This window comes from Bradyrhizobium lablabi, assembly GCF_018129385.1.
In the GTDB taxonomy this organism is placed as follows: domain Bacteria; phylum Pseudomonadota; class Alphaproteobacteria; order Rhizobiales; family Xanthobacteraceae; genus Bradyrhizobium; species Bradyrhizobium lablabi_C.
The window spans coordinates 169,912-192,605 of record NZ_JAFCLN010000006.1; the positions used below are offsets into that span (position 1 = coordinate 169,912).

General features: G+C 64.0%; 21 protein-coding genes. 11 read left to right on the forward strand and 10 right to left on the reverse strand.

Features of this window, described 5'->3' with window-relative positions:
• Nucleotides 1–221: 221 nt before the first annotated feature.
• The 4 genes from JQ628_RS14805 to JQ628_RS14820 all read left to right on the forward strand — a co-directional run bounded on the left by JQ628_RS14805 (nucleotide 222) and on the right by JQ628_RS14820 (nucleotide 3,242).
• A complete protein-coding gene (locus JQ628_RS14805; protein WP_212223319.1) occupies nucleotides 222–1,220 on the forward strand; it encodes a flagellar motor protein MotA in 999 nt (332 codons plus the stop codon).
• 1 nt (nucleotide 1,221) lies between these two features.
• The gene (locus tag JQ628_RS14810) at nucleotides 1,222–1,593 is read left to right on the forward strand and encodes a VOC family protein (RefSeq protein ID WP_212223320.1); all 372 of its coding nucleotides are present in this window, start codon (nucleotides 1,222–1,224) and stop codon (nucleotides 1,591–1,593) included.
• Between the two features lie 26 nt (nucleotides 1,594–1,619).
• Complete coding sequence (locus tag JQ628_RS14815) at nucleotides 1,620–2,648, forward strand: peptidoglycan -binding protein (RefSeq protein WP_212223321.1); 1,029 nt, start codon at nucleotides 1,620–1,622, stop codon at nucleotides 2,646–2,648.
• Between the two features lie 129 nt (nucleotides 2,649–2,777).
• Nucleotides 2,778–3,242: a GNAT family N-acetyltransferase gene (locus JQ628_RS14820; protein ID WP_212223322.1), complete on the forward strand. Its 465-nt coding sequence runs from the start codon at nucleotides 2,778–2,780 to the stop codon at nucleotides 3,240–3,242.
• Here the strand turns inward: JQ628_RS14820 and JQ628_RS14825 are convergent.
• Complete coding sequence (locus JQ628_RS14825) at nucleotides 3,239–3,439, reverse strand: hypothetical protein (protein ID WP_212223323.1); 201 nt, start codon at nucleotides 3,437–3,439, stop codon at nucleotides 3,239–3,241. The genes JQ628_RS14820 and JQ628_RS14825 overlap by 4 nt on opposite strands.
• A gap of 276 nt (nucleotides 3,440–3,715) precedes the next feature.
• Nucleotides 3,716–5,572, reverse strand: a complete 1,857-nt coding sequence (locus JQ628_RS14830; RefSeq protein ID WP_212223324.1) for an ABC transporter transmembrane domain-containing protein — start codon at nucleotides 5,570–5,572, stop codon at nucleotides 3,716–3,718.
• A gap of 184 nt (nucleotides 5,573–5,756) precedes the next feature.
• Here JQ628_RS14830 and rpmE point away from each other — a divergent pair, with 184 nt between their 5' ends.
• Complete coding sequence (gene rpmE, locus JQ628_RS14835) at nucleotides 5,757–5,984, forward strand: 50S ribosomal protein L31 (protein WP_025588166.1); 228 nt, start codon at nucleotides 5,757–5,759, stop codon at nucleotides 5,982–5,984.
• Nucleotides 5,985–6,096: 112 nt separating this feature from the next.
• Here rpmE and JQ628_RS14840 read toward each other — a convergent pair whose 3' ends face one another.
• From JQ628_RS14840 to JQ628_RS14850, 3 genes are all read right to left on the reverse strand, one after another.
• On the reverse strand, nucleotides 6,097–6,609 hold the full coding sequence (locus JQ628_RS14840) for a DUF1465 family protein (protein ID WP_212223325.1): 513 nt from the start codon (nucleotides 6,607–6,609) through the stop codon (nucleotides 6,097–6,099).
• Between the two features lie 50 nt (nucleotides 6,610–6,659).
• On the reverse strand, nucleotides 6,660–6,944 hold the full coding sequence (locus JQ628_RS14845) for a hypothetical protein (protein ID WP_212223326.1): 285 nt from the start codon (nucleotides 6,942–6,944) through the stop codon (nucleotides 6,660–6,662).
• A gap of 170 nt (nucleotides 6,945–7,114) precedes the next feature.
• A complete protein-coding gene (locus tag JQ628_RS14850) occupies nucleotides 7,115–7,306 on the reverse strand; it encodes a DUF1192 domain-containing protein (RefSeq protein ID WP_212223327.1) in 192 nt (63 codons plus the stop codon).
• A gap of 94 nt (nucleotides 7,307–7,400) precedes the next feature.
• On the opposite strand from JQ628_RS14850, the gene JQ628_RS14855 reads away from it, so the two are divergent.
• Nucleotides 7,401–8,402, forward strand: a complete 1,002-nt coding sequence (locus JQ628_RS14855; protein ID WP_212223328.1) for an NAD(P)H-quinone oxidoreductase — start codon at nucleotides 7,401–7,403, stop codon at nucleotides 8,400–8,402.
• 119 nt (nucleotides 8,403–8,521) lie between these two features.
• The gene (locus tag JQ628_RS14860) at nucleotides 8,522–11,398 is read left to right on the forward strand and encodes an EAL domain-containing protein (RefSeq protein ID WP_212223329.1); all 2,877 of its coding nucleotides are present in this window, start codon (nucleotides 8,522–8,524) and stop codon (nucleotides 11,396–11,398) included.
• Between the two features lie 976 nt (nucleotides 11,399–12,374).
• On the opposite strand, the gene JQ628_RS14865 is transcribed toward JQ628_RS14860, so the two are convergent.
• Entirely contained in the window at nucleotides 12,375–12,584 is a 210-nt protein-coding gene (locus JQ628_RS14865; RefSeq protein WP_212223330.1) for a hypothetical protein, read from the reverse strand.
• Between the two features lie 117 nt (nucleotides 12,585–12,701).
• Here JQ628_RS14865 and JQ628_RS14870 point away from each other — a divergent pair, with 117 nt between their 5' ends.
• The 3 genes from JQ628_RS14870 to JQ628_RS14880 all read left to right on the forward strand — a co-directional run bounded on the left by JQ628_RS14870 (nucleotide 12,702) and on the right by JQ628_RS14880 (nucleotide 15,633).
• Nucleotides 12,702–13,004, forward strand: coding sequence for a PadR family transcriptional regulator (locus JQ628_RS14870; RefSeq protein ID WP_212223331.1), 303 nt, complete (start codon nucleotides 12,702–12,704; stop codon nucleotides 13,002–13,004).
• 68 nt (nucleotides 13,005–13,072) lie between these two features.
• A complete protein-coding gene (chrA, locus tag JQ628_RS14875; RefSeq protein WP_212223332.1) occupies nucleotides 13,073–14,314 on the forward strand; it encodes a chromate efflux transporter in 1,242 nt (413 codons plus the stop codon).
• A gap of 209 nt (nucleotides 14,315–14,523) precedes the next feature.
• Entirely contained in the window at nucleotides 14,524–15,633 is a 1,110-nt protein-coding gene (locus JQ628_RS14880; protein WP_212223333.1) for an acyltransferase family protein, read from the forward strand.
• Between the two features lie 109 nt (nucleotides 15,634–15,742).
• Here JQ628_RS14880 and JQ628_RS14885 read toward each other — a convergent pair whose 3' ends face one another.
• Together JQ628_RS14885 and JQ628_RS14890 are read right to left on the reverse strand one after the other, a co-directional pair.
• Nucleotides 15,743–16,024, reverse strand: coding sequence for a hypothetical protein (locus tag JQ628_RS14885; RefSeq protein WP_212223334.1), 282 nt, complete (start codon nucleotides 16,022–16,024; stop codon nucleotides 15,743–15,745).
• 10 nt (nucleotides 16,025–16,034) lie between these two features.
• A complete protein-coding gene (locus tag JQ628_RS14890) occupies nucleotides 16,035–16,178 on the reverse strand; it encodes a hypothetical protein (RefSeq protein ID WP_212223335.1) in 144 nt (47 codons plus the stop codon).
• Nucleotides 16,179–16,335: 157 nt separating this feature from the next.
• On the opposite strand from JQ628_RS14890, the gene JQ628_RS14895 reads away from it, so the two are divergent.
• Nucleotides 16,336–16,650 (forward strand): c-type cytochrome, encoded by a 315-nt coding sequence (locus JQ628_RS14895; RefSeq protein WP_212223336.1) that lies wholly within the window; start codon nucleotides 16,336–16,338, stop codon nucleotides 16,648–16,650.
• 28 nt (nucleotides 16,651–16,678) lie between these two features.
• On the opposite strand, the gene JQ628_RS14900 is transcribed toward JQ628_RS14895, so the two are convergent.
• Complete coding sequence (locus tag JQ628_RS14900) at nucleotides 16,679–19,375, reverse strand: bifunctional acetate--CoA ligase family protein/GNAT family N-acetyltransferase (protein WP_212223337.1); 2,697 nt, start codon at nucleotides 19,373–19,375, stop codon at nucleotides 16,679–16,681.
• Nucleotides 19,376–19,558: 183 nt separating this feature from the next.
• Nucleotides 19,559–22,675 carry an efflux RND transporter permease subunit gene (locus JQ628_RS14905; RefSeq protein ID WP_212223338.1) on the reverse strand — a complete coding sequence of 1,039 codons (3,117 nt, stop codon included), beginning with the start codon at nucleotides 22,673–22,675 and terminating at the stop codon, nucleotides 19,559–19,561.
• Between the last annotated feature and the right edge of the window lie 19 nt (nucleotides 22,676–22,694).

Here is a 22,694-nt window from a genome sequence, read left to right on the forward strand (position 1 = left end):
CTGCAATGGCGGCAAGGACTTCGAGATGGAGGACCGTCATGGAAATTCCTGACGTTTCGACCTGGCGGCGAGCAATTTTGAAAATACGCGCAAGTCAAAGCCTGATTTCAGCCAGAGGTTCCCCTTTGTCTGACGGAAAAGCGTTTCGCGCGGCCTTTTTTCCGTCCACCGCTGTGCCATATTGGCGGCCCGCACGCGCTTGGCAGGGATGACGCCGGACAATGCCCCAAAATGCCTCTCCACGCTCCGCCATGGAGGTCGAACTGACCAAATTGTCCTCGCCCCGGATTTTCCTGGTGCGGATGCTGGTATTTCTGGTGCTGTGCGCGCTGGTGACGGTGGTCCTGTACAAACAGATCATCGTCGCCTTTTTCGCCAATCCCGGCCTGAACGCGCTGATCGGCGCGGTGCTCCTGATCGGTATCATCCTGTCGTTCCGGCAGGTGGTCCGGCTTTATCCGGAAGTGGCCTGGGTCAACAGTTTCCGCGTCGCCGATCCCGGCCTTGCGGTCCATCGGCACCCGACTCTGCTGGCGCCGATGGCGGCGATCCTCGGCGGCGAACGCACCGGGCGGATGACCATCACCCAGCAAACCATGCGGCATCTGCTTGATTCCATTGCCACACGTCTCGATGAGGCGCGCGACATCTCGCGCTACATGACGGGGCTGCTGGTCTTCCTCGGCCTGCTCGGCACCTTCTGGGGCCTGATCGAAACGGTGGGCTCGGTCGGCAAGGTGATCGAGGGCCTGAAGGTCGGCGGCGATGCCGGCTCGCTGTTCGATACGCTGAAGGAAGGCCTCGCCGCGCCGCTCGGCGGCATGGGCATTTCGTTTTCGTCGTCGCTGTTCGGCCTTGCCGGCTCGCTGATCCTCGGCTTTCTCGACCTGCAATCGAGCCAGGCGCAAAACCGCTTCTATACCGACCTCGAGGATTGGCTCGCCACCACGGTGCGCAGCTATTCCGGCGAGGATACCCCCGGCGCCGGTCCCGGCCTACAGCAGGCGCTCGAGAAGCTGCGCCTTGCGGTGGAGGAAGGCGGCGCCAACCGCAACACCACGGCGGCAATGGCCAATCTCGCCGAAGCCATTCAGGGGCTGGTCGCGCACATGCGCACCGAGCAACAGATGATCCGCGAATGGGCCGACGGCCAGGGCGAACAGAACCGCGAGATCAAAAAACTGCTGGAGCGCATCGCGCGCCAGCCCGAGAAGAGTTGACATGCTGGATCACGTCACGATCGGCATCACCGACGTCGAGCGTTCGAAGCAATTCTATGACCGGGCTTTGCATCCGCTGGGAATCACGCGGCTGTATGCGGAAGGCGAGGCGGCGGCAGGCTACGGCGTCAGACCCAAGGCGTTTTTCTGGATCGGATTGAAGGCCACCCCTCAGACGGGTGCTCACGTCGCGTTCACCGCGCTTGACCGTGCGGCCGTCGACCGATTCCATCAGGAAGCGATCGCCGCCGGCGGCCGTGACAACGGGACACCCGGCATACGCCCGCACTATCATGCAAACTACTATGGAGCCTTTGTGCTCGACCCCGACGGTCACAATATCGAAGCGGTCTGCCACGCTCCGCCCGGATAATTTCAACTCAAGCGACAGAGACGCCCATGGCCCTTGCCCGTGCCCGCCGCAGCGAAACCGGTCTCAACTACTGGCCGGGATTCGTCGATGCGCTATCGACGCTGGTGCTGTCGATCGTGTTCCTGCTCACCGTGTTCCTGGTCGTGCAGTTCTTCCTGTCGCAGGAAGTCACCGGCAAGGACAAGGCGCTCGAGCAGCTCAACGCCAAAATCGCGCAGCTCAACGACCTGCTCTCGCTAGAGAAGCTCGGCAAGCTCAATCTCGAAGACACGCTTTCGCAACTCCGCGCCGGTCTCGCTTCGGCCGAGGGCGAGCGCGACCGCATCAAGGGGCTCTATGAGGGCCTCGCCGGCGCCGGCAGCGATGCCCAGGGCCGCGCCAATGAGCTGAACAAGGCACTGGAGTCCGAGAAGGGGGTGACCGCCCGCGCGCTGGCTCAGATCGAGGTGCTGAACCAGCAGATCAGCGCGTTGCGCCGCCAGCTCGCTGCGCTCGAGGAAGCACTGGAAGCATCGGAAAAACGCGACAAGGAATCGCAGGGCCGCATCGCCGATCTCGGCCAGCGGCTGAACGTCGCGCTAGCGCAGCGCGTGCAGGAATTGTCGAAATATCGCTCGGAATTCTTCGGCCGCCTGCGCGCCATTCTGGGCAACCGTCCCGATGTCCGGATTGTCGGTGACCGCTTCGTGTTTCAGTCGGAAGTGTTTTTTGATACCGGCCAGGCCCTGCTGCTGCCTGAAGGCCGCGCCGAGCTGGACAAGCTCGCGACCGCACTGATCGATCTCGACAAGCAGATCCCGAGCGAAATCGCCTGGGTGCTGCGGGTCGACGGCCACACCGACGTGCGGCCGATCAACAGCCCGCTGTTCAAGTCGAACTGGGAATTGTCGGCCGCCCGCGCGATCTCGGTGGTGCAGTACCTGACTTCGCTCGGCGTTCCGGCGCAACGGCTGGTCGCGGCCGGCTTTGCCGAATTCCAGCCGCTCGACACCGCACCGACGGAAGAGGCCTACAAGCGCAACCGCCGCATCGAGCTGAAGCTGACGGAACGCTAGGGTTGATCGGACACCTCACTCGCCAAGTCGTCATGGCCGGGCTTGTCCCGGCCATCCACGTCTTGCGTCAACGTTGCCAAGGAAGACGTGGATGCCCGGGACAAGCCCGGGCATGACGGTCTTTTTCGCATGACCGTCCCCTTCACGCTTCGTCCGTATCGCGCCGACGACGAAGACGCCGCGATCGAGCTGTGGCAGCGCACCTGGCAGCAGGCCTATCCCTCGATCGATTTCGCCGCGCGCGTCGCCTGGTGGCGCGAGCGCTGGCGCAGCGAACTGGTGCCGAAGGCGGCCATCGTGGTCGCCGAGCAGGCGGATGCGCTCGTCGGATTCGTCACGATCGACGCCACCGGCTATCTCGACCAGCTCGTGGTCGGCCCGGAGCATTGGGGCTCGACGCTCGCGACGACTCTGGTCGACGAAGCAAAGCGCCTGTCGCCCTCCGGCGTCACGCTGCTGGTCAACAAGGACAACGCCCGCGCCATCCGTTTCTACGAGCGCAACGGATTCGTGCACGCCGGCGAGGACGTCAATCCGACGTCGGGCCGTCCGGTACTGAGGATGGCGTGGATAAGGGCTAACCGCCCGCGCTAGATGCGGCGGATCAGCACGCCCGCTGCCAGCAGCACATAGGCGATCGCCAGCACGTCGAACACCCGCGAGGCGTTGATCACGGGCACCGACACGTGAGCATAGCGAACGAGCAGGGCGAGAACCGCCAGAATGAACGAAATCACGAAGATAACGACTGACGGGGGCGTCAGCGCAAAACCGCCACGGCGAAACGGCATCACCCTCTCCTGTTGCTTCACGTCCCGAAATTAGGCCAGCGATGCAACAGCCGAAAGACGATTTAGGTTCCGGCGCTCTTCCCTTCTCCCCTTGTGGGAGAAGGTGGCGCGGACGCAGTCCGCGACGGATGAGGGGTCTGCATCCGCGGAGAGAAACCCCTCACCCGGCCACGATGCTAACGCCATAGCCGATGCAAAGCATCGGCGTTTCTAGTAAGGACGGCGGCCAACGGCCGCCTATGCACCCTCTCCCACAAGGGGAGAGGGTGAAGAGATCTACACCCCCTCGAACTGCAACCTCGCCAGCCGCGCATATAGCCCGTTGGCTGCGACCAGTGAGGCGTGGGTGCCCTGCTCGACGATCCTGCCGTGCTCCATCACCAGGATGCGGTCGCAGGACAGCACGGTGGCGAGGCGATGCGCGATGACCAGCGTGGTGCGGTGGTACATCAACTCTTCCAGCGCGGTCTGCACCAGGGTCTCGCTTTCGGCATCGAGCGCGGAGGTCGCCTCATCCAGCAGCAGCAGCGGCGCATCGCGCAGGATCGCGCGCGCGATCGCAATGCGCTGGCGCTGGCCGCCCGACAGTTTTACGCCGCGCTCGCCGAGTTGCGCTTCAAAACCGCCCGGCAGGCGGCGGATGAATTCGGTGGCATGGGCCAGGCCGGCCGCGCGCTCGACTTCGGCATCGCTCGCATCGGGGCGGCCGAAGCGGATGTTTTCCCGCGCGCTCGCGGCGAACACCACCGAATCCTGCGGCACCAGCGCGATGCGCGCGCGAAGCGCTTGCGGATCGACTGAGGTGATCGGCACGCCGTCGAACGAGATCGATCCGGATTTCGGATCGTAGAAGCGCAGGAGGAGATGGAACAGCGTGCTCTTGCCGGCGCCGGAGGGGCCGACGATCGCGACCTTTTCGCCGGCCGCCACCGACAGCGATACGCCGTCGATCGCGAGCACGTCGGGCCGGGTCGGATAAGCGAAGCTGACATTCTCGAAACCGACATTGCCGCGCGCCGGTTGCGGCAATGCGCGCGGCGCAGCGGGGGCAGCTATCGCAGGCTCGATGCGCAAAAGCTCGAACATGCGCTCGGCGGCGCCTGACGCGGCGGAGAGTTCGCTCCAGACTTCGCTGAGCTGGCCGAGGCCGGCGGCGGCGAACACCGCGTAGAGCACGAACTGGCCGAGCCGGCCGGGCGTGATGGTGCCTTCCAGCACGTCGCGCGAACCGACCCAGAGCACGATCACGACGCTGGCGAAGACGATGAAGATGATGACAGCGGTGAGGATCGCGCGCGCCTGGTGCGACCGGCGCGCCGCGTCATAGGCCTCTTCGACTTCGCCGCCATAGCGCGCCGCCGCCATTTTCTCGCTGGTATAGGCCTGCACTGTCCGGATCGAGCCGACCAATTCGCTGACATAGGCGGCGGCCTCGCCGAGCTTGTCCTGCGCGCCGCGCGTCAGCCGGCGCACCCAGCGGCCGAACGCCACCAGCGGAATCACGATCACGGGGATCGCCAGCAGCACGAAACCGGAGAGCCGCGGGCTCGTGATCACCATCATGACGGTGGCGCCGACGAACAGCATCAGGTTACGCAGCGCGACCGAGGCGGAGGCGCCGACCGCCGACTTGATCTGGGCGCCGTCGGCGGTGAGGCGCGAGACCAGTTCGCCGCTACGCGCGGAATCGAAGAAGGACGGCGACAGCGAGACCAGGTGCGCGAACACGTCGCGCCTGAGATCCGCGACGATGCGCTCGCCGATGGTCATGACCAGATAGAACCGCGCCGCGCTGGCGCCGGCGAGCACTGCCACCAGCGCGATCATCACGCTGAAATAGCTGTTGATCATCGCGATGCCTTCGGGACTGAGGCCGAAGTCGACCACGCGGCGAACCGCGATCGGCACCACCAGCGTCGTGACCGCCGCGACCGTCAGCGCGATGAGCGCGAGGAAGGCGCGGCCGCGGTAGCGCGCCACATAGGGCGCGAGCGCCAGCAACGGACGCAGCCGCGCGCGGCCGGCCGCAGGCGACTGCTCCAGTTGCGTTTCGATGACGGCTTCGGCCGCCATCAAGGCGTCGCGTGGCGGCGCCTTGCCGCGTCCGTCGTCCAGTTGTTCTGCTGCGCTCATCGGTTCCGACCGGCTTTATCGCCACCCAGATAGGCCCGTCGGCCAGCGCTGGCAAATCCGGGCAACCCCTTAGCCGGCCAGCTCAAAGCTCGCTTGTTTTGCCGGGTTTCTTGCGTTATAGAGCCGCCCAAATCCGCATCCCGAACATTTTTGAGACGGGCGCCGGCGCGCCGAAGGATAAGCCATGAAAGCCGAAATTCACCCGAATTATCATATGATTACGGTCGTCATGACCGACGGCACCGAGTACCAGACCCGCTCCACCTGGGGCAAGGAAGGCGACAAGCTGAACCTCGATATCGACCCCAAGTCGCACCCGGCCTGGACCGGCGGCTCCCAGCAGCTGCTGGATCGCGGCGGGCGTGTTTCGCGGTTCCAGAAGAAGTTTTCGGGCTTTCTCAAAAAGGACTGAGCCCCTTTTCTCTTTCGCGTCGTGCGAAACGAAAACGCCCCTGCAGAGCAGGGGCGTTTTTATTTGCGCCAACTCTACTTCGCCATTGCGAGCGAAGTGAGGCCGCCGCCACTTATTGCTCGAACGCGGCCTTGAGGCGGTTGAGCTGCGGCACCAGGGGGTTGCCGATCGGGCCGCGCTCGGCGGGCGGGGCGTGAATCGTGATGTCGAGGCGGCGCACGCGCGACTGTAGGCTCATCGAGCGCGCGATCAGGTCCTGCAATTGCTGTGGCAGCTTTGTGATCATCTCTTCCGGGCCGGGATCGGCGGCGGAAAGCTTGACCTTGGTCTTCTCGCGGTTGGCCTGCGTCAGCGTCATCTCGCCTTCCTTGACCGCCCGGTGCAGCAGCAGCCACGAGGCGAGCTGCATCAGGCGGGTGGTCAGCCGCATGCTTTCGGTCGCATAGGTCAGGCTGACGGCGCGCTCCAGCGCCTTGGCCTCGTTACGGCCGTCGCCGTCGAGATAGGCTGCGGTTTCCTCGACCAGATCCATGCCTTCGCGGAAAAGATTGCTGAACGCCGCCGAATTGGTCAGCCGTTCGCTGAATTGAACAAGCGCCGTATCGCCCTGCGAACGATCCGCCATGGTTAACGCCCTCACGCTACTCGTGCCCCCGCCGGCGTCCGGGCGCCGGCTTATGATGAACAAATCATTGCGCGGCCCGTTCCGGGAGTCCAGCCGCAACAAGATTTATGGTTTCCGGCGCGGTCACGAAGACGGCCAAATGCGGCGGGGATGGTGGCAAAAAAAGAGCCGCCGAAGGAATCGGCGGCTTTTGAAGTTGATAACAGGGAGGCGTCAAACAGAGTGGACAGGAGCCACTCGGTGTCCAAACGAGGACGATTACAGTCATATTCGAGAAAGCTTAACTGATCGTAAATGAACGGATTTATTGAGAGTTTATTTGCCATGTCGGCCATTGGCTGAGTTTTCTCCTTGCGTCGTGCCGACGGAGGCGCGGACGGCGCGAGATTGAGGGAAAGTCGGCCAACGGCCTGCCTCAAGACGGGCCGCGGCATATGGGTCCCGGATCGGGCTCGCTCTGCTCGCTTGTCCGGGACGACGTGAGGAGAGAGTTCGCGCGAACGGCCTATGATTTGAAGAAGCTGTTCGCGGCGTCCTTGGAGGCGCGCTTCTTTGTCATCGCTTCCTGAAGCCGCGCGATCTCGGCGTTGAGCAGGGCGATGCGCTCGGCCAACTCCTCTTCCGACAGCAAGTACAGGTCCTGGCCGATCTCGTGGCTGATCTTCTTGCGCGGACGGTCGTCGTCTTCGGTTGCCATCGCGTTCTCCCTCTGCTCGCGGGAAGCTGTTGCCAGCGCAAGCCGGGCTGGCTAAGCAAACGGCCTGAAATCCCGCATTTCGCAAGGACAAATCATGAATAAGCCGCCCGCGCAAATGACCGTTGTCGCCATCTCCAAGCCGGGCGGCCCCGAGGTGCTTGTTCCCGAAACGCGCAGCGTTCCGGTGCCAGGGCAAGGCGAACTGCTGGTCAAGGTGATGGCCGCCGGCGTCAACCGGCCGGATGTGGCGCAGCGTTCCGGCGCCTATCCGCCGCCGCCCGGCGCGAGCGACCTGCCCGGCCTCGAAATCGCCGGCGAAGTGGTTGCGGTCGGTCCGGGCGTGACGCGCCACAAGGTCGGCGACAAGGTGATGTCGCTGGTGGCCGGCGGCGGCTACGCCCAATACTGCATCGCGCAGGACGGCCAGGCGATGACGGTGCCACCGGCGCTGTCGATCGCGGAAGCCGGTGCGTTGCCGGAAACGCTGATGACGGTCTGGCACAACGTGTTCGAGCGCGGCGCGCTCAAGCCCGGCGAGACGCTGCTGATCCATGGCGGCTCTTCCGGCATCGGCACGATGGCGATCCAGCTCGCCAAAGCGTTCGGCTCGAAGGTGATCGTCACGGTGGGATCGCAGGACAAGGCGGACGCCTGCCTCAAGCTCGGCGCGGACATTGCGATCAACTACAAGACTCAGGATTTTGTGGAGGAGACGAAGAAGGCGACCGGCGGCGCCGGCGCCAATGTCATCCTCGACATGGTCGGCGGCGACTACATCGACCGCAACTACGATGCCGCTGCGATCGATGGCCGTGTCGTTCAGATCGCATTCCTGTCCAACGCGCCGAAGACAACCGCCAATTTCGCAAAGCTGATGGTCAAGCGCCTCACCCATACCGGCTCCACGCTGCGTCCCCGTAGTAATGCGGACAAGGCGGCGATGGTCGCGGCGATCGAGGCGAAGGTGATGCCGCTCTTGCGCGAAGGCCGCGTCAAACCCCTGATGGACAGCACTTTCCCGCTGGAAAAGGCTGCTGATGCGCATCGGCGGATGGAGACGAGCGAACATATTGGCAAAATTGTGTTGGCCGTTTAACTCTGCCGACCAATGCGCGGGCGGAAACCCTTTGATTTCCCTCGCTTTCATGTCAATTATCGCGAAACGCCGGGTGCTTCGCTTCGCCCGGAAAATACGTTGGTCGCGGAGTACTGACATTGCGTCTGATCAGGTGCCTGGCGCTGTTCGCGCTGGGGCTCATGATGGTTGCGGCCGCGCCAGAGGCGCGGGCGATCGACGCCGTCAGCGTCCGCAGCGACGCGCCCGCCATCGATCTCACCGCCGTTCTCGATCACCAGCGCAGCGACTCTGACCGCATCCAGGTCTCGACCGCGCCCGGCACCGACGGCATCGTCCGCCGCATCGAGGTGCGCGCGCGTGAAGGCGGCCAGAACTGGGTGGTGTTCGCGCTCGCCAACAACACCGATGATCAGCTTGATCGTCTGATCGTCGCGCCGCATTACCGCATCGTGTCGTCCGGCCTCTTGTGGCCCGATCTCGGCCTGTCGCGCGTCGCCACCATCACACCGTCGGTGGGCGACCGCCCCGAGCGGCAGGAAAGCGCGACCGCCGACATCTTCCGCATCACGCTCGACCCCGGCGCCGTCGTCACTTTCGTCGCGGAGCTGCGCACCGACAAGCTGCCGCAGCTCTATCTGTGGGAGCCCGAAGCCTACAAGGACAAGGTCAACTCCTTCACGCTCTACCAGGGCATCGTGATCGGCATCTCCGGCCTGCTGGCGCTCGTGCTCACCATTTTGTTCGTGGTGAAGGGCTCGATCATGTTCCCCGCCGCCGCGGCGCTGGCCTGGGCGGTGCTGGTCTATATCGGCGTCGACTTCGGCTTCTGGGGCAAGGTGCTGGACATGTCGAACAACGCCGAGCGCGTCTGGCGCGCTGCGGGCGAAGCGATTTTGGCCGCAACGCTGCTGGTGTTCCTGTTCGCCTATCTCAATCTCTCGCGCTGGCATGTGCGCTACTCGCACATCACCGTGGGCTGGCTGACCTTCCTCGGCTCCCTCGTCGCACTCGCGCTGTTCGATCCCGCGGTCGCCTCCGGCATTGCGCGCATGTCGCTGGTGCTGATCGCCTTCGCCGGCTTTGCGCTGATCGTCTATCTCTCCACCCACGGTTTTGACCGCGCGGTGCTGCTGATCCCGACCTGGTTCCTCTTCGTGGTCTGGGTCGTCGCAGCCGGCATGACCGTCGCAGGAAACGTCACCAACGACATCGTCGGCCCTGCCTTGCTCGGCGGCCTCGTGCTGATCGTGATGCTGATCGGCTTTACGGTCATGCAACACGCCTTCGCGGGCGGCGGCGCCACCACCGGCGTGGTCTCCGACGTCGAGCGCCGCGCGCTGGCGCTGGCCGGCTCCGGCGACCTGATCTGGGACTGGGACGTTTCCGCCGACAAGGTTTTCACCAGCCCCGAGACCGAAGCGCTGCTTGGCCTCAAGCGCGGCACGCTGGAAGGCCCTGCCGCCAAATGGCTGGAAGTGCTGCATCCGCTCGACCAGGACCGTTTCCGTGCTGCGCTCGACAGCGTGCTGGACCAGCGCCGCGGCCGCCTGGTGCAGGATTTCCGCCTGCGCACGCCGGACGGGCACTTCATGTGGTTCGCGCTGAAGGCACGCCCGGTCGTGGGCTCCGACGGCGAAGTCTCGCGCGTGGTCGGCACGCTCACCGATGTCACCGACATCAAGAACGCCGAGGAGCGCATGCTGCATGACAGTGTGCACGACAACCTCACCGGCCTGCCGAACCGAAAGCTCTTCATCGACCGCCTCAATGCGGTGGCGAATCTTGCCAAGACGATGCCGAACCTGCGGCCGACCCTGATGGTGATCGACCTCGACCGCTTCAAGCAGGTCAACGATTCCGTCGGCATCGCGGTCGGCGATTCCATCCTGCTGACGCTGGCGCGGCGGCTGACGCGCATCCTCAAGCCGCAGGACACGCTGGCGCGGCTCGCCGGCGACCAGTTCGGCCTGATCCTGATGTCGGAACAGGAATCGGCGCGCATCACTGCCTTTGCCGAGACCATTCGCAAGACGATCCGCGCGCCGATCGCCTTCAACGACCGCGAGATTTTTCTCACCGCCTCGATCGGTCTGGCGCTCTCCGACCCGCAGACGCAGCTTTCGGAAGAGATCATCAAGGACGCCGAGCTTGCGATGTATCATTCCAAGCGCATCGGCGGCGACCGCATCGACGTCTACAAGCCGGCGATGCGCGCGCGCAAGACCGACCGCCTGACCCTGGAGAGCGAGCTGCGCCGCGCCATCGAGCGGCAGGAGATCACGATCCTGTACCAGCCGATCGTGCGGCTGGAGGATCGCTCGATCGCGGGCTTCGAGGCGCTGGCGCGCTGGGATCATCCAAAGCTCGGCCGCATGTCGCCGTCGGAATTCATCTCGATCGCGGAAGAGATCGGCCTGATCGTCGACCTCGGCATGTTCGTGATGGACCAGACCGCGAGGCAGCTTGCGGTGTGGCAGCGCGCGATGCGTTCGCGCGAGCCGATTTTTGCCAGCGTCAACGTCTCCTCGCGGCAATTGCTGCGGCATGACCTGATCCACGATATCCGCACCGTGCTGTCGCGCTCCTCGGTGGCGCGCGGCACGCTCAAGCTGGAATTGACGGAGTCGCTGGTGATGGAGAATCCGGAGCACGCCGCGCAAATGCTGACGCGCATCCGCGAGCTCGGCACCGGTCTCTCGCTCGACGATTTCGGCACCGGCCATTCCTCGCTCGCATACTTGCAGCGCTTTCCGTTCGACACGATCAAGATCGACCAGTCGTTCGTGCGCACCACCAGCCGCGGCACCCGGCCGGTGATCCTGAAATCGATCATCGCGCTGGCGCACGACCTCGGCATGGACGTGGTCGCCGAGGGCGCGGAGACGGATTCGGACGCGGTCGAGCTCTATCAACTCGGCTGCGAATACGCGCAGGGCTTTGCCTTTGGCGAGCCAATGGACGCGGACGCCGCAATGCGGCTCTTGACGGAAGTGCGGCTGGAAGCGGCGAGTTAATCTCGCGCGGTCGGGCTCGATAGCTGCCACACCAATACTCGTCATGCCCCGCGAAGGCGGGGCATCCAGTACGCCGCGGCTTCTCGGTTCTATCACTGCTGTCTCTGGAATACTGGATCACCCGCCTTCGCGGGTGATGACGAGGAGTGGTGTGGCGCCGTCATTGCGAGCGAAGCGAAGCAATCCACCTATCAACCCGCACAACTCGCCGCGCCATGGATTGCTTCGTCGCTTCGCTCCTCGCAATGACGTGGAGACATGCGTGATCGCTCTCACGGCTTGATCTCACCTGAGTCATACTAATCTCATAGCCCTTCCCCCAAACAGAGGGAGCAGGGAATGCCGGGTGCGCGCTACACCCGAGGTCTCGTGTGCCGTGATGCGCAAGCAAGAAAAAGGCGCACACGAGCATACAGGTGAGCGGAGGCAGTCCGGCATCCCCTGCGCAATGGCTTTACGGCTTACTTCGTGCTCTCCCCGGTGGAGCGGGCTTGTTGTCACCGTCGCCGGCGGGATACTTCCCGCCAACTTGGCGCCAGCATCGCGGCGTCAGGACCACACGACTTCGCCGTACGCGGACAACGCTTCGCCCGGCGTGCTCGTTTGAGCACCCCTGACGCTGCCGCGTCCATCGCATCCAGCCCAACGCGTCGTGACGATCGCGATACGTCCCCTCGTGTGGGCCGGGTGCACGTAGTACTGCCAGTGATTTGCCCGAGATGACCAGCGGAATATTTTTGCGCGAGGGGCTTGACGCGATTTCTGTAAATCAGAAGTGATTTGCCCGTCGTGTTGAATCTGCAACAGCAGCAGACGTTGCGCGAAGCCTGCCAAGGGCCGGAGGCGGAAGCATGCCCCGGCGCCTATCGCGGACTGCTCAGCGAGGCGTGAACTGGTCGAGATCGTGAACGCCCATCTGCTGCTTCAGTTGCGCGACGCGGCGCGCTGCGTGCCGGCCCGCGACCGGCCGGCCCGATCAGCGCCAGGCCTTTTCGTTCTTCTGTTCGTAATCCTTGAAAGCCTTCTCGAGGCCGCCAAGAACCTCGGCCGACGTCTCGAACATCGCCTTCAACTGCGGCTCGTCGACTTTCTCGATATCCTCGCGCAGGTGGTTCCGGATGTCCTGGAGCGCCTTCTGCATCTTCTGCGTATGGTGTCGCGGATCGCGGTCTGCCGCACTTGCCATGGCCAGTCTCCTCGCTGCTAAATGACTTCCCGCCGGAGTTCAGAAGCGTCCGGCGAGACGGCGCGTTAACGGACGGCGAAGACCGTCGTTCCAATTACGAAATCCGATAAGGGTGCCATGAAGTTCAAGGATCTGCTCACCGGGTTCATCAGGCTGCATATTCTGCATCATGCGGCGGAACATGAGATTTATGGCCAGTGGATGATCGAAGAACTGGCCCGCCACGGCTACAAGCTCAGTCCCGGCACGCTCTATCCGCTGCTCCACGGCATGGAACGGAAAGGTTATCTGCGGTCGCGCAAGCAGCATCCCGGCCGAACGGCACGCACGCTCTATCGCGCGACGCCGCTCGGCAAAAAGGGGCTTGCGCTCGCCAAGACGCGAGTCCTCGAATTCACCGGGGAGGCCATGAAGGATTAGCGCTAGCCGATCTGAGGGATATCGTTTATCGAAGTTCGATAAACAGCCGGAACCGGAATCAAACGTCCGTGAAGAGCCCGAATTCATCAGTCGATCTTTCCGCAGGCCGGCAGTCCCGCCCCGGCTCTCCGCTGGAGGTCCTGCTGATCTTCCTGAAGCTCGGCCTGACCTGCTTCGGCGGCCCGATCGCCCACATCGGGTACTTCCGCGAAGAATTTGTCGTGCGCCGCAAGTGGATCGATGAGCATGCCTATGCCGATCTCGTCGGCCTGTGCCAGTTTCTGCCGGGCCCCGCCAGCAGCCAGGTCGGTTTCTCGATCGGGCTGATGCGGGCAGGTTACCTCGGCGCACTTGCCGCCTGGACGGGCTTTACGCTGCCATCGGCCGCGGCGCTCATCCTCTTCGCTTATGGCGCCGGCGCGCTGAGCGGGCCGGTCGGCGCCGGCCTGCTGCACGGGCTGAAGCTGACGGCCGTTGCCATCGTGGCGCAGGCGGTCTGGGGCATGGCGCGCAGCCTTTGTCCCGACCGCGAGCGCGCGTCGATCGCAGTGGTGGCGGCGCTCATCATCATCCTGTTCAGCACGGCATCGGTCGCACAGATCGGCGCGATCGTTCTCGGTGGCCTCGCCGGCCTGTGGTTGTGCCGCAGCGAAGCACCGGCAGCGTCGGGACATGTCGAGATTCCCGTCTCTCGCACAGTGGGCCTGATCGCCCTCGCGATGTTCTTCGTTCTGCTGGCGGGACTTCCCGTGCTGCGCGGCCTGACACAATCCACTGATGTCGCGCTGTTCGATGCCTTCTATCGCTCCGGCGCCCTCGTCTTCGGCGGCGGCCACGTCGTGCTCCCTCTCCTGCGTGAAGCGTTCGTCGCACCGGGCTGGCTGAGCGATGATGCTTTCCTCGCCGGCTACGGCGCCGCGCAGGCCGTACCGGGCCCCCTCTTCACCTTCGCCGCCTATCTCGGCGCCGTCGTGGCGATCGAGCCGCATGGGATAGCAGGGGCGGCTCTCGGCCTCGCCGGCATCTTTCTGCCGGGGATTCTTGTGCTGCTCGGAGCTTTGCCGTTCTGGGACACGTTCCGGCAGCGCGCCGGCGCTCAAGCAGTGATGCGGGGCATCAACGCCGCCGTCGTCGGCGTACTGGGTGCGGCGTTCTACGACCCGGTCTGGACCACAACGGTACGCGCGCCGGCCGACTTCGGCGTCGCGCTGGTCGGCTTCGTCCTGCTGACCGTCTGGCGCGCTCCTCCGCTGGTCGTGGTCGCCTTCAGCGCCGCGGCCGGAACGGCCCTGGCGCTCGCCAGACTGTGACCGCACGAACCCCAATTTCTCCGGTCCGTTAAAGCGATCGTCAACGATTTTGCCGAAAATTCCCGGTCTAGAGCAGGATGACTTTTCTTCGAATCGTCATCCCGCTCTATCTTTTTGCTTGAGCATGATCTCCGCGCAAACGCTTCGCGTTTGTCGCAGGGAAAACCGGTGTCCACCTTTCCGGATCATGCTCTAACCGGAGATCTCCCGTGGATCGGAACCGAACGGATTCTCGCGTACCTGCGCTCGACCTTCTGCGTCTGGCGGCCGTCGGCGCGGTCGTGCTGTATCACTACGGCTTCTGGGGACCAACCGCGCACAACGTGCCTCAAGTCGCGCTGCCGGCGCTGGCGCCGATCGCTCAGTACGGATTTCTCGGCGTGCCGGTCTTCTTCGCCATCAGCGGCTTCGTCATTGCCTACTCGGCAGAAGGGCGGACGCCCGTCAGCTTCGCCATTGCGCGCTTCAGCCGTATCTATCCGACCTTCATCCTCTGCATGACGCTGACATTCGCGGCGATTGCGCTGTTCGGCGCCGGTCATTTCCACGTGATGGCCGCACAGTGGCTCGCCAACCTGTTCATCGCGGCGCCGATGCTGGGCCAGCCCTATGTGGACACATCCTATTGGTCGCTGGTGATCGAAGTCGTATTTTACGCCTGGGTCGCAGCGCTCATGGCGTTCGGACTGTTCCCGCGACGACTCGACGCGATCATTGTGGTGTGGCTGGCGATCACCTTCGCCAATGAGCTCACGATCGACGCGCCGATTTTCGAAAAGCTGTTCATGGCCGACGACAGCGGCTTCTTTGTGGTCGGCCTGCTGATCTATCAACACTACCGGGGACGACGCGACGCGCGCCTTTGGGTGCTATCGGCACTGGCGCTGGGAACGGCCATCTTCCAGGCGCTGCATAAACTCGAGCGGCTCGGTGTGCATACCGGGAGTTCTTTCGATCCGGCGATCGTTGCTGCCATCTGCGTCGTCTCACTCGGCCTCGTGTTTCTCGCGACCCGCATCAAACACGTTCCGCTTCCAGGCGCGATCGTTTTGGCGGCCGGCGGCGTTACCTACCCGCTCTACCTGCTTCACATGCAATTGGGGTACGTGCTTCTTGCAGCAATGCCCGCAGGTCACATGGTGCTCGCGACAATCGCGGTCATTGCCGGAACGGTCTTACTGGCCTTTCTTGTCTGGAGAGTTTTTGAACAGCCCATGGACCGGATGGTCAGGCTCAAGCTGAACGGGTTCGCGGACAAGGCCTACCGGCATCAGGCTCTCACGACGATCCGTCTTCGCGTCGCAGACCCTCCTCCTTGAGCGCATACAGCGTGCAGGTGTTTGGACAATACCCGTCTCGCCTGGACTCCCTGCCGCGGGCGAAATCATGGGCACAGCGCGGGCCCGCCGTGCATGTACCGCATACCCGTTACAAATCGTGCAGCACGTCGGGATGCTGCCTCGCGATCGCCTCTTCCGTGAGATTGAACTGGGCCAGGCGCTTTTTCAGCAGTCCTTCGCTTTCGCTGTTGGCGCAGAGCGCAAACAATTCCGGACGGGAAAGACCGAGGTCATGGGCAATCTCGCCGACCTGCCGGTCGTCCAGACGGCGCAGCTCCGACGTCCTCGCGGAGAGCGTTGCAAGCTGCTTCACGCGCGCGATCAGACGGCCGATGACGGGAAATTCCTGAATGCGTGACGATGTACCCATGGCGGCACCTTCAGAAGCTGCGGCGTTTGATTTTTTCGGTGTCACCGGCAGGTGACATTGTTCGCGTGCGGCGATCACCCCAGTACAGGACCGAGGCGAAGATCGCGAACACTCCAATGACGGCTACGGAGAGGATCAGGGATTCGACCGGCATCGCAAACCTCCTTTGGCTTCGGCACCAACGTGGCACGGAAGGCTGCTTCGGTTTTTGAGCTGCATCAAATTTGCGCCTGCCCCGTTGATTGACCCAGATCAATGAGGCGCGTGCAAACCGTGGGAGAATGAAGGCGCCCGAACAAACAGAGCATACGATGCGGATTTTTCCCGGTTGCCTCGCCGCCAGTCTTGCCTTGACCAATGCCGCCATGGCGCTCAGCCCGGCCGAGCAGCGAGGCAAGAATTTCGTCCTCACCAACTGCTCGCGCTGCCACGCCGTGGACAAGGTGTCGGACAGCCCGCTGAAGATCGCCCCACCGTTCCGCGACCTGCATCTCAAATACCCGGTCGAAACGCTCCAGGAGTCGCTGGCGGAGGGCATCTATACCGGCCACCCCACCATGCCCGTGTTCAGGCTCGAGCCTGACCAGATCAACGACGTGCTGTCCTATCTGAAGAGCCTGGAATAGGGCGCCACACGGCGTCGGCCGCGCAGCTCTAGCGATCGAGCGGCAGTGTCACAACCAAAAGGTCACCCTGGTCCGGATCGGGCTCGACCTTGAAGCCGAGATGCCTGCACATCTGGACCATCGTGGTATTGTCCCGCAGCACCTGGCCGACGATCTGCTTCAGGCCTTCGGACCTCGCGTATTCGATCAGGAGCTGCATCAGCGCCCAGCCGAGCCCCCTGCCCTTCAGGTCGGAACGCAGCAGGATGGCATATTCCCCGGTCTCGTAGATCGAGTCCGAGTGCAGCCGCACGACGCCGGCGAGTTCGCCGCTCGCCTCGTCGAAAGCGACGAATGCCATGGCGCGGGCGTAGTCGAGCTGGGTCAGCCGCGCGATGAACTGGTGCGAGAAATGCTTCATCGGCGCGAGGAAGCGCAGCCGCCGATCCTCCATGGTGACGTGCGTAATGAATTCGTGGATCAGCGGCTCGTCCTCGGGCCGTATCGGCCGCGTCAGGATGCGCCAGTCATCCTTCAGGACGAGGCGGCGCACCCACTCGGCCGGATAGGGCTTCACCGCGAAGTACGCATTGCCGGGGCCGGCGAACCTGCGGCTGGGCGCAGCGACCGCCACCCGTGCATCTACCGCCAGGACGCCGGAAGCATCCGCGAGCAACGGGTTGATATCGAGCCCAGCCACCTCAGGCAGATCGGCCGCGAGCTGCGCCAGCTTTACCAGCGTCAGCGCGACGGCATCTTCCTTGACCGCCGGCACGTCACGATAGGCGGCAAGCAATCGCGACACCCTGGTCCGCGCGATCAGGGCGCGCGCCAGCGACAGGTCGAGCGGCGGCAAGGCCAGCGCCTTGTCGTTGATGATCTCCACCGCCGTGCCGCCACGTCCGAATACCACCACGGGACCGAAGGTCGGGTCTTCAGCGATGCCCAGGATGAGTTCGCGCGCCTTGACTCGCAATATCATCGGCTGCACCAGCACGCCCGCGATTTTCGCATCCGGCCGCCGCGCTTTGGCGCGGGCCAGGATCTCCGTGGCGGCCGCCCGGACTTCATCCTCGGTAGCAAGGTTGAGCAGGACGCCGCCGACATCGGATTTGTGCGTGATGTCGCGTGACAGCACTTTCAGCACCACCTTGCTGCCTTGCGCGAAGAAGGATTTGGCGAGGGTGACCGCCTGCCCGGCATCGGACGCCTCCAGCGCCGGCACCATGTCGATCCGGTACGCATCGAACAACCGCTTCACTTCGACGGGATCGAGCCAGCGCCTTCCCTCTGCAACGGCGGCCTGCACGATGCCGCGCGCCGCATCGACGTCGGGCACGAAGTCGGCAGGCAGGCTCGGCGGCACCGCCGACAGCGCTTCGACGGCCTCGCGATGTTTCACCAGATGCATGAAACCGCGCACCGCATCGCCCTCGGTCGCAAAGTTCGGAATACCGGCAGCATCGAACGTTCGGGAGATATCGGGTCCCGCGCCGACCCACACCGCCAGCACCGGCTTGACCGGCGCCCGCTTCTCGCGCGATGCGGCGACGACCCGCGTCACCGTATCGGCGATATCCCCGGCGGGGGCGATTGCCGTATGCACGTTCATGACGAGCACGGCGTCATTATCGGGATCGGTCAGCAAAATCTCGAGGGCTGCGGCATAACGTGCGGCATCGGCATCGCCGATCACGTCGACCGGGTTCGATCCCGACCAGGTCGGCGGCAGCACCGCATCAAGCTGCTGCCTTGCCGCGCTTGAAATCGCCGCGGCGGTGCCGCCAAGTTCGGCCAGCCGGTCCACCGCCAGCACGCCGAGGCCGCCGCCATTGGTCAGAATCGCGAGCCGTTCGCCGCGGGGGGATGCGATGCGACCGAGCGTCTCGGCGCAGTCAAACAGTTCCCGCAAGTCGTACACCCGCAGCATGCCGGCACGGCGGAACGCGGCGTCATAGACGTCGTCGGCGCCCGCCAGCGCGCCGGTATGCGTGGCGGCGGCGCGGGCGCCCTGCGCCATGCGACCCGACTTCACCACGACGATCGGCTTGACGCGCGCCGCGGCACGCGCAGCCGACATGAATTTGCGGGCGTCGCGCACCGCCTCGACATAAAGCAGGATCGCGCCGGTATCGCGGTCGAGCGCGAAATAGTCGAGCAGGTCGGCGATATCGACGTCGAGCTGGTCGCCGATCGAGACGATCCCGGAGAAGCCGACGGATTTCTGCTCCGCCCAGTCCACCATGCCGGCCGCGATCGCGCCGGACTGCGAGATCAGCGCAAGATTGCCGGCACGCGGCATGTGCGCGGCAAAGCTCGCGTTGAGCTTCGAGCGCGGCAACATGACACCGAGGCAATTCGGCCCGATCAGCCGCATCCGATGCGCCCGAGCCGCGCGATCGGTTGCTTCCGCGATCGAGCCCGGACCATGGCCGAGGCCGGCGGTGATAATGACGGCGCCGGCCGCGCCGCGCTTGCCGGCGGCGTCGACGATATCGGGAATCTGCCGGGCCGGCGCCGTGATGACGACGAGCTCGGGCGCAAAGGCCAGCTTGTCGATGCGGCTGACGGCCGGCATTCCGGCAATCTCGCCATAGCGCGGATTGACGAGACCGATCTCGCCGGCAAATCCGCCGCTCCGGATATTCCGAAGTACCGCGGCACCGAGGGAGCCCTGCCGAGGGCTTGCCCCCACCAGCGCCACGGAGCGCGGGACCAGGACGTTGCTCAATCGATAGGTCGACATTATCCATGCCCGCGCTTGAGCCGGGGTCCAGTGACACGCCGCAAGGTTGCGGCGTCACATGACCTGAAATTGGTGACCTTAATGCGACGGCAAACTCCGGAACTCACCGCGACAGCAACGCACACCGCGCCGCCTGTCCAACGAGATGCCGGGTGACGCCGCCGAGCCAGGGCCTCCCCCCGATCATTCCGCCGGCGTTGCGAGAGGCACTGCGGGATCGGCGCTCGCGGCAGGCGGCTTCCTGAACAGCCGGTGTTGCAATCGATCGAGGTAGAGGTAGACCACCGGCGTCGTATAGAGAGTGAGGATCTGCGACAGCGCAAGGCCTCCGACGATCGCATAGCCGAGTGGCTGGCGTATCTCCGAGCCGACGCCCGTTCCGATCATCATCGGTACCGCGCCGAGCAGCGCCGCCATGGTCGTCATCAGGATCGGCCTGAAGCGCTTGATGCAGGCCTGGTAGATCGCTTCTTCGGTGTCGAGACCTTCATTCTGTTCGGCATGCAGGGCGAAATCGACCAGCATGATGCCGTTCTTCTTGACGATGCCGATCAGCAATATGATGCCGACGATCGCGATCACGCTCAGGTCGAGGTGAACCGCCATCAGCAGGAGCAGCGCGCCGACGCCGGCCGACGGCAAGGTCGAGATGATGGTGATCGGATGGATCGTGCTCTCGTAGAGGATGCCCAGGATCAGGTAGATCACGAACAAGGAGGCTGCGATGAGGATCGGCGTCGTCGACAGGGAATCGCCGAATGCCTGCGCATTGCCCTGGAAGCTGGTCTGTAGCGAAAGCGGCGGATGCAGCTCGTTGCCGACGGCCTGGATGGCGCTGACGGCCTGGCCGATCGAGGCGCCCGGTGCAAGGTTGAACGAGATCGTCACCGACGGGAACTGGCTCTGGTGATTGACCACGAGCGGCGAGACTTTGACGACCGAGTCGACCAGCGTCGATAACGGCACCTGCTGGCCGCTGGACGATTTGACGTAGATGCCGTTGAGCGCATCCGGAGAGTACTGAAACTTCGGATCGACCTCCAGCACGACGTGATATTGCTGTAGCGTGGTGAAGATGGTCGACACGATCCGTTGACCGAACGCATCGTCCAGCGTGTTGTCGATGGTGAAGGGCAGGATGCCGAAGCTCGAGGCAACGCCGCGCTTGATCGTGATGTCGAGCAGCGGTCCCGCGTTGAGCTGATCGGTCGTGACATCGGTCACCTCCGGGATCGCCTTGATCCTGTCGAGGAACAGTCCTGCCCAGTGGCTGAGCTCGCCCGGGTCGGCATCGTTCATGGTGTATTGAAACTGGGTCTTGTTCAGCCGGGCGCCGACCGTGATGTCCTGCGCGGCCTGCATGTAGAGCGTGATGCCCTGGATTTTCGCCAGATTGGTCCGAAGACGCGCGATCACCTTGTCGATCGGATCGCGCTGGTCCGCCGGTTTGAGCTGGATATAGACACGGCCGTCATTGACCGTATACACGCCGCCGCCGGCGCCGATTGCCGCGCCCAGGGATTCGACGGCCGGATCGCGCATGATCGCATCCACCAGCGCCTGCTGCCGTCCGGCCATCGCCTTGAAGGAGATGTCCTGCGCGGCTTCCGACTGGCCGATGATCAGCCCGGTGTCCTGTTGCGGGAAGAACCCCTTGGGGATGACGACGTAGAGATATCCGGTGAAGACGATGGTCCCGAGCATGACCATCAACGTGGCAAAACGATGCCGCAGGACGATCCGAAGGCCGGCCTCGTAGAGGTTCAGCAAGCCGTCGAAGCCGCGTTCGGACAGACGATAAAGCCATCCGTGATCCTGCCGCTCCGGCTTGAGCAGATAGGCGCACATCATCGGCGTCAAGGTGCGGGAGATCACCAGCGACAGCAGCAGCGCGACGCTCACGGTGACGGCGAATTCGCGGAACAGCAATCCGACATAACCGCCCATCAGGAACAGCGGGATGAAGACCGCAATCAGCGAGAACGTGATGGCCATGACGGTAAAGCCGATCTCGCCCGAGCCTTTCATCGCCGCGTCATAGGGCGAGAGCCCTTCTTCGATATGCCGCGTGATGTTTTCGATCTCGACGACCGCGTCATCGACCACGAAGCCGACGGCGATCGACAACGCCATCAGCGACAGATTGTCGAGACTGTAGCCGATCTCGTAGAGCACGGCGAAGGTGCCGACCAGCGACAGCGGAACGGTGATGGCGGGGATGATGGTCGCCCAGAGACTGCGGAGAAAGATGAAGATCACCGTAACGACCAGTGCGATCGTGAGCAGCAGCGTGAACTGCACGTCGGCGATCGAGGCGCGGATGGTCTGGGTACGATCCGAAATGACGTTGATCCGGATGCCGCTCGGGATCGAAGCCTGTAGCACCGGCATCATGGCCTTGATGCGATCGACCGTTTCGACCACGTTGGCCCCGGGCTGACGCTGGACGGCCAGGATGATGCCCCGCTTGTTGTTGTACCAGCCGGCGATCAGATCATTCTCGGGTGCGCTGATGGCGCGGCCGATGTCGCGGATGCGGACCGGCGAGCCGTTGCGGTAGGCCACGACGAGATCGGCGTAGTCGTCCGGCTTGAACAATTGATCGTTGGTGTTGAGGGTGTAGGTCTGGCGCGGGCTGTTGAGCGTGCCCTTTGCCAGTTCGACATTGGCCTGACCCAGCACCGTGCGCAAATCCTCCAGATTGATGCCGCGGGCGGCCAGTGCCTGCGGATCGACCTGCACGCGGACGGACGGCTTCTGCTGGCCGCCGATGCCGACGAGGCCGACGCCCCGTATCTGCGATATCTTCTGTAGCAGGATGTTTTCCGCATAGGCATCGACGGTGGTCAGCGGCAGGCTGTCCGAGGTCAGGCCGAGCACCAGGATCGGCGTATCGGCGGGATTGACCTTGCGGATCGTCGGCGGATACGGAATGCCGGCCGGAAGGTATGCGGTCGCGGCATTGATCGCAGACAGCGTATCGCTCACCGCTCCGTCGATCTGCCGGTGGAGGTCGAATTGCAGCGTGATCTGCGTGTAGCCGAGCGCGCTCGCCGACGTCATCTGGGTGAGTCCGGGGATTTGGCCGAACTGGAGCTCGAGGGGCGAAGCCACCGAGGACGCCATGGTTTGGGGATCGGCCCCGGGCAACTGGGCCGTCACCGTCAGCGTCGGATAGTTGATGTTGGGCAGCGCGGCCACCGGGATCAGCGGATAGGCGACGAGGCCGGCCACGAACAGGCCGAGCATCAGCAGCGCGGTTGCGATCGGGCGTCGGATGAAGGGGGCTGAAATATTCATGGCAAGAATTCACGGCAGG

Bases quoted from the DNA above. Each gene is read 5' to 3' on its own strand.
- JQ628_RS14805 (WP_212223319.1), top strand. From the start codon at position 222: ATGCCCCAAAATGCCTCTCCACGCTCCGCCATGGAGGTCGAACTGACC.
- JQ628_RS14810 (WP_212223320.1), top strand. From the start codon at position 1,222: ATGCTGGATCACGTCACGATCGGCATCACCGACGTCGAGCGTTCGAAG.
- JQ628_RS14815 (WP_212223321.1), top strand. From the start codon at position 1,620: ATGGCCCTTGCCCGTGCCCGCCGCAGCGAAACCGGTCTCAACTACTGG.
- JQ628_RS14820 (WP_212223322.1), top strand. From the start codon at position 2,778: ATGACCGTCCCCTTCACGCTTCGTCCGTATCGCGCCGACGACGAAGAC.
- JQ628_RS14825 (WP_212223323.1), bottom strand. From the start codon at position 3,439: ATGCCGTTTCGCCGTGGCGGTTTTGCGCTGACGCCCCCGTCAGTCGTT.
- JQ628_RS14830 (WP_212223324.1), bottom strand. From the start codon at position 5,572: ATGAGCGCAGCAGAACAACTGGACGACGGACGCGGCAAGGCGCCGCCA.
- rpmE (WP_025588166.1), top strand. From the start codon at position 5,757: ATGAAAGCCGAAATTCACCCGAATTATCATATGATTACGGTCGTCATG.
- JQ628_RS14840 (WP_212223325.1), bottom strand. From the start codon at position 6,609: ATGGCGGATCGTTCGCAGGGCGATACGGCGCTTGTTCAATTCAGCGAA.
- JQ628_RS14845 (WP_212223326.1), bottom strand. From the start codon at position 6,944: ATGGCCGACATGGCAAATAAACTCTCAATAAATCCGTTCATTTACGAT.
- JQ628_RS14850 (WP_212223327.1), bottom strand. From the start codon at position 7,306: ATGGCAACCGAAGACGACGACCGTCCGCGCAAGAAGATCAGCCACGAG.
- JQ628_RS14855 (WP_212223328.1), top strand. From the start codon at position 7,401: ATGAATAAGCCGCCCGCGCAAATGACCGTTGTCGCCATCTCCAAGCCG.
- JQ628_RS14865 (WP_212223330.1), bottom strand. From the start codon at position 12,584: ATGGCAAGTGCGGCAGACCGCGATCCGCGACACCATACGCAGAAGATG.
- JQ628_RS14870 (WP_212223331.1), top strand. From the start codon at position 12,702: ATGAAGTTCAAGGATCTGCTCACCGGGTTCATCAGGCTGCATATTCTG.
- JQ628_RS14885 (WP_212223334.1), bottom strand. From the start codon at position 16,024: ATGGGTACATCGTCACGCATTCAGGAATTTCCCGTCATCGGCCGTCTG.
- JQ628_RS14890 (WP_212223335.1), bottom strand. From the start codon at position 16,178: ATGCCGGTCGAATCCCTGATCCTCTCCGTAGCCGTCATTGGAGTGTTC.
- JQ628_RS14895 (WP_212223336.1), top strand. From the start codon at position 16,336: ATGCGGATTTTTCCCGGTTGCCTCGCCGCCAGTCTTGCCTTGACCAAT.
- JQ628_RS14900 (WP_212223337.1), bottom strand. From the start codon at position 19,375: ATGTCGACCTATCGATTGAGCAACGTCCTGGTCCCGCGCTCCGTGGCG.
- JQ628_RS14905 (WP_212223338.1), bottom strand. From the start codon at position 22,675: ATGAATATTTCAGCCCCCTTCATCCGACGCCCGATCGCAACCGCGCTG.